Here is an 8827-nt window from a genome sequence, read left to right on the forward strand (position 1 = left end):
CCTTGTTGGATAAGACTTTTGGACTTTTTTCCCCTCAAAAAGTGCCAGCCATTGCGGGGATCGGGGGGAAAATTCCTGGACTTTTTCCCTGAAAATTAGGTAATTGGCCACCTCAAAACTGGTAAAACCCCACACCCCACACCCCACACCCCACACCCCACACCCTGCCACCACCGAAAAACTTTTTGCCGCAAACCCTAATTATGACCTTTATTCCCCATCCCGACACCGCCCCCCTTAACCTTACCTGTGCCGTAGTCACGGTGAGCGATACTCGTACCCAAGAGACGGATAGGAGTGGCCAAATAATTCAAGAGTTACTAACTCGATCGGGTCATGATATTGGCCTATACTTAATTATCCCCGATCAACCCTTACAAATTCAAGCAATCTTACCAGAGATTAGTAATCAAAATCAGATAAAAGTCTTAATTCTCAATGGGGGTACGGGTATTGCTCCCAGAGACAATACCTATGATGCTTTAGTACCTTTATTAAGGATTACTTTGCCCGGTTTTGGCGAATTATTTCGTTATCTCAGCTATCAGGAAATTGGCTCCCGTGCCATGGCATCAAGGGCAATAGCTGGGGTTTATCAAAACTTATTAGTCTTTTCTCTCCCCGGTTCCACTAATGCCGTTAAATTAGCCCTAGAAAAACTGATTCTTCCCGAAATATTACATCTGGTTAAACAGATGAATGGATAATTTATTGGGATTTGATCTGGGCGGAAATTTCTTGAAAACATACATCCCAAAAATAGCCAGCTAGATTCACAGCACTTAACAGTTTAGGAATTCCTTCACTTAGACTAGCAAAACCTTGATTTTTAATCTGGAGAAAATCGATAGCGATTGCCAAAGTTAAAAGTGCTAAAGCGATGATTAAAATTTGGTAATAAGTTTTTATTATTCGCCGCCAAAATGCTAAACCATAAATCAGAATTGCGAGGGCATAAACGGAGATAGTCAAGAATTTGGGAATATTAAAATAGAGGAGAATGATATGAATTCTGAAGATTTCATTGATGGCAAAAAGTCCCGTTATTATGCCAGAAAAAAGTAAAAAATGGCGAGAATTATTGAAACTTGTCTTGCGGGACAATAAAGCATAACTAAAAAGGCAAACAATCGGGGGCAGACAACAAAGCAATTGAAAAGAATGGGTTAATAAACCAGCGATCGGAGTTGGGGGAGTAGCGGGAGGATAAAATAAAAGACTAGAGTGTAATTTTTCCCGATCAACCCAAGCAATCAAAGCTAAAATCAAGAGGAGAACGACAAGATTTATTTTCAGAAAATGCTGTTCTCGTGAGGACATAAGTATAGTAGTTTATAATTGTGGCTATTAACCACGGTATAATTCACAGAGTGCCGCTTTCTACAGGCTCGATCTACATACGGAAGCGCCAAGCATTTCCCTAATTGTGTTAAGGACAATTTTCTCGGTTTTCTATGCTCGCTCAAAAAGAACTTTTGTGTTTATTACAATTGGCTAGTCCCATTTTACCCGTCGGGGCCTATAGTTATTCCGAAGGGCTAGAAACCCTCGTCGAAAAGGGGATTATCTCCAATAGTGCCAGCTTAAATGATTGGTTAGAGCGATCGCTTTGTCAAGGCTCGATTCGCTTAGAAACGGCTGTTTTGCTAAGGGTATATCGTTGTTTTTGTCAAGAGGATTTTACAAAACTTAATTATTGGGATAATTGGTTATCGGCAACGCGGGAAACGGCCGAATTAAGACAGCAAAGCTGGCAAATGGGGCGATCGCTGTTAAACTTATTGCGGGAGTTAGCACCGGCCAGAGATAATCTACCAGAACAGGCTAATTATGCCACCGCTTTTGCGATCGGGGCAAGTCATTGGCAAATTGGCGAAGAATTAGCGGTTTTAGGCTATTTACACAGTTGGGCAAGTAATTTAATCAATGCAGGATTGCGTTTAATTCCCCTCGGACAAACCCTAGGACAATCCCTTCTGATCGGTTTACAGCCCAGTTTATTAACAGCAACAGCAGATATTATCAGTTTAGCCGATGAAAACCTGAGCAGTTGGAGTTGGGGGCTAAGTTTTGCCAGTATGAACCACGAAACCCAGTATAGTCGTCTATTTCGCAGTTAGAAATTAGCGATCAAATTTTTCACTATTTTCTGGGAGAATATGCAAGTCTCTAGGAGTCTCTCTCTTGGGTTCAAGCCGACATTTTTAGGTAAAAAACCAAATAAGGTATAGTAAGATCAAGAAAAATCTTAGGTCCTAGTTCTCGCTTTCTGAGTGACTAAGGGTTTTAAGGAAAGATGCGAACACTCTACCTAGCCACAGTGTACCAATGTTTAGTCAATCAGAAAAAATTCCCGTTTCGGTGTTGATTCCCGCCAAAAACGAGGAATCTAACCTTCCCGCCTGTTTAGAGAGTGTTGCTAGGGCTGATGAAGTGTTTGTCGTCGATTCCCAAAGTAGCGATCGCTCGATCGAAATATCTACAAACTATGGGGCTAATGTAGTCCAATTTTATTTTAATGGTCGTTGGCCGAAAAAGAAAAACTGGTCCCTCGATAATCTGCCTTTTCGCAATGAATGGGTATTAATCGTCGATTGTGATGAGAGAATCACCCCCGAACTATGGGACGAAATTGCCAGCGTGATCCAAGATCCCAACTATAACGGTTATTATCTCAATCGTCGCGTCTTCTTCCTCGGACAATGGATTCGTTATGGTGGCAAGTATCCCGACTGGAATCTGCGCTTATTTAAACATAAGTCGGGCAGATACGAGAATTTAAACACGGAAGATATCCCCAACACGGGAGATAACGAGGTTCACGAACACGTTATCCTCGATGGCAAGGTGGGATATCTGAAAAATGATATGCTGCACATCGATTTCCGCGATATCTATCATTGGTTAGAAAGACATAATCGTTATTCCAACTGGGAGGCGCGAGTTTATTACAATATTCTCACGGGTAATGACGAAAGCGGCACGATCGGAGCGAACCTGTTCGGTGATGCGGTGCAGAGAAAACGTTTTTTAAAGAAAATTTGGGTAAAATTGCCCTTTAAACCGCTGCTGCGCTTTATTCTCTTTTATGTTATCCGTCTCGGTTTCTTGGATGGCAAAGCTGGTTATATCTACGGTCGTCTTTTGAGTCAGTACGAATACCAAATAGGGGTTAAATTGTACGAATTACGGCAATTTGGCGGTAAATTAAACGTTAATGCCCATGCTAATCCCCCGGTTAAACCCTCGGAACCTCAACCCGCGGAAATGATTAAATAAGTCCTATGTCCCCAGAAATCCGCACCGATGAGGAAGCGTGGCTAGATCTGCGTACCTACGATCAATCTTGGTTTGAGCGCGGTCGTTCTCATCCGATTATCCTACTTTGGTGGTTAGTACAGGGAATTCTTTTTCCCCTCAGTTTGCACCAAATGGACAGCTTTCGCTGCGCTATTTTGCGACTATTCGGGGCTAAAATCGGCCTTGGGGTGAAAATTCGCCCGACGGCAAGGGTTACTTATCCTTGGAAAGTGGCGATCGGCGATTATACTTGGATCGGCGATGATGTGGTGATTTATAGTTTAGATAACGTTACCATCGGCAGTCATTGTGTGATTTCTCAAAAATGTTATCTTTGCACTGGCAGTCACGATCCCTGCGATCGCTCTTTCAGCTTAAAAACCACTCCCATCCTCATTGGTAATGGTACATGGATCGCGGCCGATTGTTTTTTGGCTCCGGGGGTAAAAATTGGCTCTAATGTTGTTATTGGGGCAAGAAGTAGCGTATTTGCTGATATTCCCGCTCAAAAGGTCGCTTGGGGCAGTCCCTGTCGTCCTCAATACGATAGAAAGATGAATTCTTATAGTAGTTAAGCTTAAGAGGCATTTTATCTCAAATGTCGGGGTGAAGACTCAAATCAGCAACGCCTAAATCAGCCATTTGTTCGTCCCAAAGTCGAAAGTCCTGCTCATAGGATGCTGTCATCGATTTATCTGCTTCTAAGCTCAATTAACATTATATTAATAATCCGCCAACAGTAAGCGCTTAAAAACGGATTTGGTGTCAAAATGTGTTGTTTTCTTGATTGTCTGAAGATTGAACACGAAAGGGAGGCGCAACATAATCGGAAGGTAAATAATTTTCGGGAATGGTTGTTGTATTTCCATCTCGTAGGGAGGTGTAACTGGGAGAGAGAATCTCAATCCCAGCTTCATTACACTTGTCTTGAATATTTTGATGGAGTTCTGAATAAATTATTACCATCAAATTGGGTTGGTTAGTGTAAGCGTTTAATTGATAACTGATGTAAAAATTATCTAGGCTAGTTTGCAGGACAAAAGGTGCGGGTTCTTTGAGAATATGCTCAGTTTCTAGAGCAGCTTCAATTAAGGTTTTGTGGGCTTTTCGCCAAGGCAGATCGTACCCTAGGGTAATCGTTGTCTGAATAATTAGATTTCTGTTTAATTCCCGCGAGGAAATACTAAAGTTAATCACATTACTACTTAATAAAGATGAGTTAGGAATAGTAATGATTTTATTAGTGGGAGTGCAAATGCGAATGACTAGGAAGTTTTTTTCAATTAGATCGCCAATTACATCTCCCACTTGAATGTGATCTCCGATGCGAAAGGCACGGGTATAGATAAGAATAATTCCCCCAATAACATTGGCGATCGCCGAAGTAGAACCAAGGGATAAAAGAAGACCTAGAAAAACAGAAACACCTCGGAAAGCAGGGGAATCAAAACCGGGCAAATAGGGAAAAGCAACTATTGCTGCTATGGCAATAATTATGACTAATAGGATATTGTAAGTCGGTTTAGCCCAATCAGTATAAAAACCAGGAATAACCAGATTTCCTCTTTCTATTGCTGTAAAAAAGGGCTTGATTAGCCCGATTAAGTAGTAGGTTATAAAAATGATTATGGCAATAATAAAGGCATTGGGAAGATATTGGCCAATGGACGATAAAACCAGTTCTAATGATTGATAAAAATAACCTAAAATACTCTCGCCAAAAACTCTTGTCCAGGGAAATAAACGAAGTACAAATGTTGCATAATTAAATAATAATAAAAAGAGAACAAGTAAGCGAATTATCCGAAGAACTCGCAGCCAAAAAAAGCTTATATTAGAGGAAGATACAATCTCAACATTCCCGATTTGAATGCCCGGTGTCAAGGATTCAATCAAACGTCTAATGAAGGGAAATAGCTTCCCTGAAATTTTGATAACTGCAAAGCTAATAATCAAGAAAGCAAAGGTGGCTATAACCGTATAAATGATGTTCTTAAGTAGTTGTTCTGGTTTTCGATCTTGGCGATATTGAGCGATAGCACCCTGAATTTTTTGTAAAGCTTGTTGAGCTAAAACCTCCGGCGTTGAACGATAGGCTTTTGCATCTCGCTCCGTCACCGTTAGAATCACTTCTTGATCTACACTTAAATAAAGTGAGTTATCATCAGGAATCTGCTCAATTGTCAGGTTCTCAATAGGAATAGAATCATTTTGAGCAATTCTTTCAATTCTCCGGGTAATAGCGTTAGCTCTCTCCTCCGCCGAAAATGAAGAAACTCCCCGCCGGATAAAAAAGAGAGTTTTTCCATCTAACATAACTGGAAAGCCGTCAATTTTATTTTCCGGTTGTGTCGGATTTTGAGCTATTCCCAAAAGAGGGGAGGTTAGAGTCAGTAGTAAAACTACAAAAAATATGACCAAGGTATGCCCAATTTTTTTCATCCATCCTCTAGCTTTAGATGGTGTAGTTAGCATTAAATATCTTTGATTAATATCGAAAACTGGTACAAATTGCATAGGATTAAGTCAGATTTTTTTGTGTGTATTCGGGTAATATTTAGGCATTACTGTCCTCGATGAGATGCAGCTCTTCTAGGTTGAGACAGGAGGGAAATTTTCACATCTGAAAGCTATTCTTGCAACTACTAGCACCATCGACGTGCAGGGGAACTTGCCAGCCGGTTTCTCTGTTCAATGTTTCTAGAACCTCATTAATTTCTTGGACGGGTTCATAACTACCATCAAAGGTACTACCCATAATTGCAATTACCCCGATCGTATTCTCATCAATTAGTTTAATTGCCTCGGTCGCCTTGAGATGAAAACGATTCCCTTACATCGGCACAAAACGCGGTTCTACCTCCCAATAACGACAGAATTTTTGCCAACAAACCTGCACATTAATGCCCATGACTAAATTAGGTTTGTCGGTGGGTTTACCCTCTTTTTGTCGGCGTTTGCGCCATTGCCATTTTAAAGCCATGCCTTCCAACATCGCCGCTTCACTGGAACCAATGGTAGAACAACCGGTTGCCGCTTCGCTTTCGGGAGCATTCCAGAGTCTAGCGATCATATTCACACAACGCAGTTCAATTTCGGCGGTTTGTGGGTATTCATCCTTGTCGATCATGTTTTTATCGAAGGTTTCCGCCATTAATTGTTTGGCTTCCGGTTCCATCCAAGTGGTGACAAAAGTAGCCAGATTCAGGCGAGAATTACCATCAAGGGCGAGTTCATCGCGGATTAAATTGTAGGCCACCGCCGGCGGCATTTCTCCCTCGGGAATCTCGTATTTAGGTACAGCGGAAGTCAGGGCGCGGGAAGCATAGGTGGGGGTAATTACTGCCTCTTCCGGACTAAGGCGATCGAGATTAATTTTCTGATGAACCATAACTTCCTTAATAAAATATCTTTTTTGCTGAGAGTCAATTACCAATCATTCCAAAAATAATAGCAATAATCGAGACGGATAAAAAATAGGAAAGCATCCCTTGGGTTGCTACCAGTCGCCGCATCGCCGTACTATTAATACTTGTATCGGAGGTTTGATAACAAGCCGCCATACAAAAACCTTGATAGAGAAATTCCGTCCAATTGGGTCGATCGCAATTGGGAAAAACTAGGCCTTTACCATCATGATAGTAGCGCACTGCATATTCTTGGCTGTAGATCAGTTGTCTGGCTAACCAAGCACTAATAATACTAAATCCTGTTTAAAGGGTTAATTATTGCTACTATGGCAAGAGTGCCTCCTGCCTGACTTGCACCAGGAGTCTGTTAATAGCTTCGGAAATTGTCAAAACCGAGATGTAGTTACTCATTGAACACCACAAAGGCTAAAATATGGAGTGTTATTTATGAGCCATTTATCCCTATCCGAACAGATTACCGCGGAACTTCTAGCAATCCTGATCGAAGAAGAAGTCACCTATCCCTGGGATGTAACCGCTGTTGAGAGTCATGATCCCTTAGACCTGACAGAAACGCCTTTTTCTCTGTGTGAAGGACTGGAAGCGACGGCGATCGAAGCACAAGCTGATAGATTCTTTAACAGTTTACACCAAAAATTCCCGACAGTTTCCGTTTCACCCCGGTCTAATATCTTTGATAAATTTGCCTCTTTATTGCCGGCCGAACATTTAAATCGTCTAGTAGAAAGCGCTGAAAATCTAGTTAATAGTCAATTAGACAACCTTGATCGCCTTGTTGTTTGTCTTAGCGATCTCTTTCCCCAATGGTCTCCAGAAGATTTACAGGTTTTTGCTCGTCCCTACGCCTATACTATGCGTAGTGGCCAGAGCGAAACCAATATAGAAACCGAAAATTGGCAAAGTCTTTCCGAAATTGAACAAATTCGCCGGAGTGCAGCCATTGCCAGCCAGATTTTCCGCGACCTGTCTTCTCCTCAATAGTCATCTCATTTTATTTTGCACGACTACATTAGGTTACACTTCATCTTTATGAGAAACGCTATATCTCTTTATCTGATTTTTTGCTTTTTGTTTCTACCCGTCAGAAAGATTCTATAACTTGTGATTAACTTTGAAAGCACTTTTTAGGGTTGGATGCGTCATCAGACGCATCCTATATTTTCAAAGTTTCTTACCTAAAATGTCGGATGAATGCCCCCGCTAAATTTTTCGACAAGACATCAACCTTTGCGGGGGATGAAATCCGACCAGGATATTGACTGCGAAGCACGATTTTAATTCTACCATTTGTAGGTAAACTGTGTTATACTTAATTTATCCAGGGTCGAAGATTAATCAATGCTAGTCGTAGAAGCGAAGCTAAAAAACGGGACACCAGAGCAATATCACCGGCTTGATGAAGCTATCAAAACTTCTCAGTTTGTGCGTAACTCTTGTGTTCGTCATTGGATGGACAATAAGGGGACAACCCGCAATGATCTCCAAAAACTTTGCTCGGTACTAGCTAACAATAAAGAGACCCCTTATGTTAATAAATTAAACTCTCAAGCTCGTCAATCGGCTGCTGATAGAGCCTGGCAATCAATTAGTCGATTTTATCATAATTGTCATGCTAAGATACCAGGGAAAAAGGGTTTTCCCCGATTTAAAAAACCTAGTCGTTCGGTTGAATACAAACTAACGGGCTACAAACTATCAGATGATCGACGTAAAATCAGATTTACTGATGGTTTTAAAGCAGGAGAATTTGATTTATGGTGTAGTCAAAAAACCTTAGTTTATTATTCAGAGCAACAGATTAAACGGGTAAGAGTTGTTAGACGTGCTGACGGTTATTATTGCCAGTTTTTAATTGACGTAGAACGGCAAGAATACCATAAACCAACGGGACAAATAACAGGAATTGACCTAGGGTTAAAAGAGTTTTATACCGACGCTCAAGGCAATACTGTAGAGAATCCACGTTATTTAAGAAAGTCAGAAAAACGACTGAAAAAAGCACAAAGGAGATTATCAAAACAATTTCGCAAAGGAAAGAAACAGTCTAACAACTATCACAAGCAACGGATAAAAGTAGCTAGGCTTCATCTTAAAGT

At 41.1% G+C, this 8827-nt stretch carries 9 protein-coding genes and 1 pseudogene; 6 read left to right on the forward strand and 4 right to left on the reverse strand.

The features are described from left to right. The first annotated feature begins 203 nt into the window (after nt 1–203). Nucleotides 204–707, forward strand: coding sequence for a MogA/MoaB family molybdenum cofactor biosynthesis protein (locus O9295_RS08145; protein WP_190721218.1), 504 nt, complete (start codon nt 204–206; stop codon nt 705–707). Between the two features lies 1 nt (nt 708). On the opposite strand, the gene O9295_RS08150 is transcribed toward O9295_RS08145, so the two are convergent. Next, complete coding sequence (locus tag O9295_RS08150) at nt 709–1320, reverse strand: DUF8692 domain-containing protein (RefSeq protein WP_288032626.1); 612 nt, start codon at nt 1318–1320, stop codon at nt 709–711. 134 nt (nt 1321–1454) lie between these two features. Here O9295_RS08150 and O9295_RS08155 point away from each other — a divergent pair, with 134 nt between their 5' ends. From O9295_RS08155 to hpsU, 3 genes are all read left to right on the forward strand, one after another. Then, nucleotides 1455–2120, forward strand: a complete 666-nt coding sequence (locus O9295_RS08155; protein WP_288032627.1) for an urease accessory protein UreF — start codon at nt 1455–1457, stop codon at nt 2118–2120. 208 nt (nt 2121–2328) lie between these two features. Continuing rightward, nucleotides 2329–3279 carry a glycosyltransferase family 2 protein gene (locus tag O9295_RS08160; RefSeq protein WP_004162949.1) on the forward strand — a complete coding sequence of 317 codons (951 nt, stop codon included), beginning with the start codon at nt 2329–2331 and terminating at the stop codon, nt 3277–3279. Between the two features lie 5 nt (nt 3280–3284). After that, nucleotides 3285–3875 carry a hormogonium polysaccharide biosynthesis acetyltransferase HpsU gene (gene hpsU, locus O9295_RS08165; protein ID WP_004162948.1) on the forward strand — a complete coding sequence of 197 codons (591 nt, stop codon included), beginning with the start codon at nt 3285–3287 and terminating at the stop codon, nt 3873–3875. A 190-nt stretch (nt 3876–4065) separates the two neighbouring features. On the opposite strand, the gene O9295_RS08170 is transcribed toward hpsU, so the two are convergent. The 3 genes and pseudogenes from O9295_RS08170 to O9295_RS08180 form a co-directional block, all read right to left on the reverse strand. Next, nucleotides 4066–5817, reverse strand: a complete 1752-nt coding sequence (locus O9295_RS08170; RefSeq protein ID WP_288032629.1) for a mechanosensitive ion channel family protein — start codon at nt 5815–5817, stop codon at nt 4066–4068. Nucleotides 5818–5917: 100 nt separating this feature from the next. Then, nucleotides 5918–6691, reverse strand: a pseudogene (locus O9295_RS08175) (pyridoxal-dependent decarboxylase). 34 nt (nt 6692–6725) lie between these two features. Continuing rightward, nucleotides 6726–7001, reverse strand: coding sequence for a DUF1345 domain-containing protein (locus tag O9295_RS08180; protein ID WP_353737712.1), 276 nt, complete (start codon nt 6999–7001; stop codon nt 6726–6728). 156 nt (nt 7002–7157) lie between these two features. Between O9295_RS08180 and O9295_RS08185 the strand changes: the two genes are divergently transcribed. Together O9295_RS08185 and O9295_RS08190 are read left to right on the forward strand one after the other, a co-directional pair. Continuing rightward, on the forward strand, nt 7158–7712 hold the full coding sequence (locus O9295_RS08185) for a hypothetical protein (protein ID WP_288032630.1): 555 nt from the start codon (nt 7158–7160) through the stop codon (nt 7710–7712). A gap of 357 nt (nt 7713–8069) precedes the next feature. Next, nucleotides 8070–8827 (forward strand): RNA-guided endonuclease InsQ/TnpB family protein (locus tag O9295_RS08190; protein WP_288032631.1); only part of this gene is annotated, 758 nt, incomplete at its 3' end.

The sequence above is a fragment of the Microcystis sp. LE18-22.4A genome (assembly GCF_027531105.1).
Classification (GTDB): domain Bacteria; phylum Cyanobacteriota; class Cyanobacteriia; order Cyanobacteriales; family Microcystaceae; genus Microcystis; species Microcystis aeruginosa.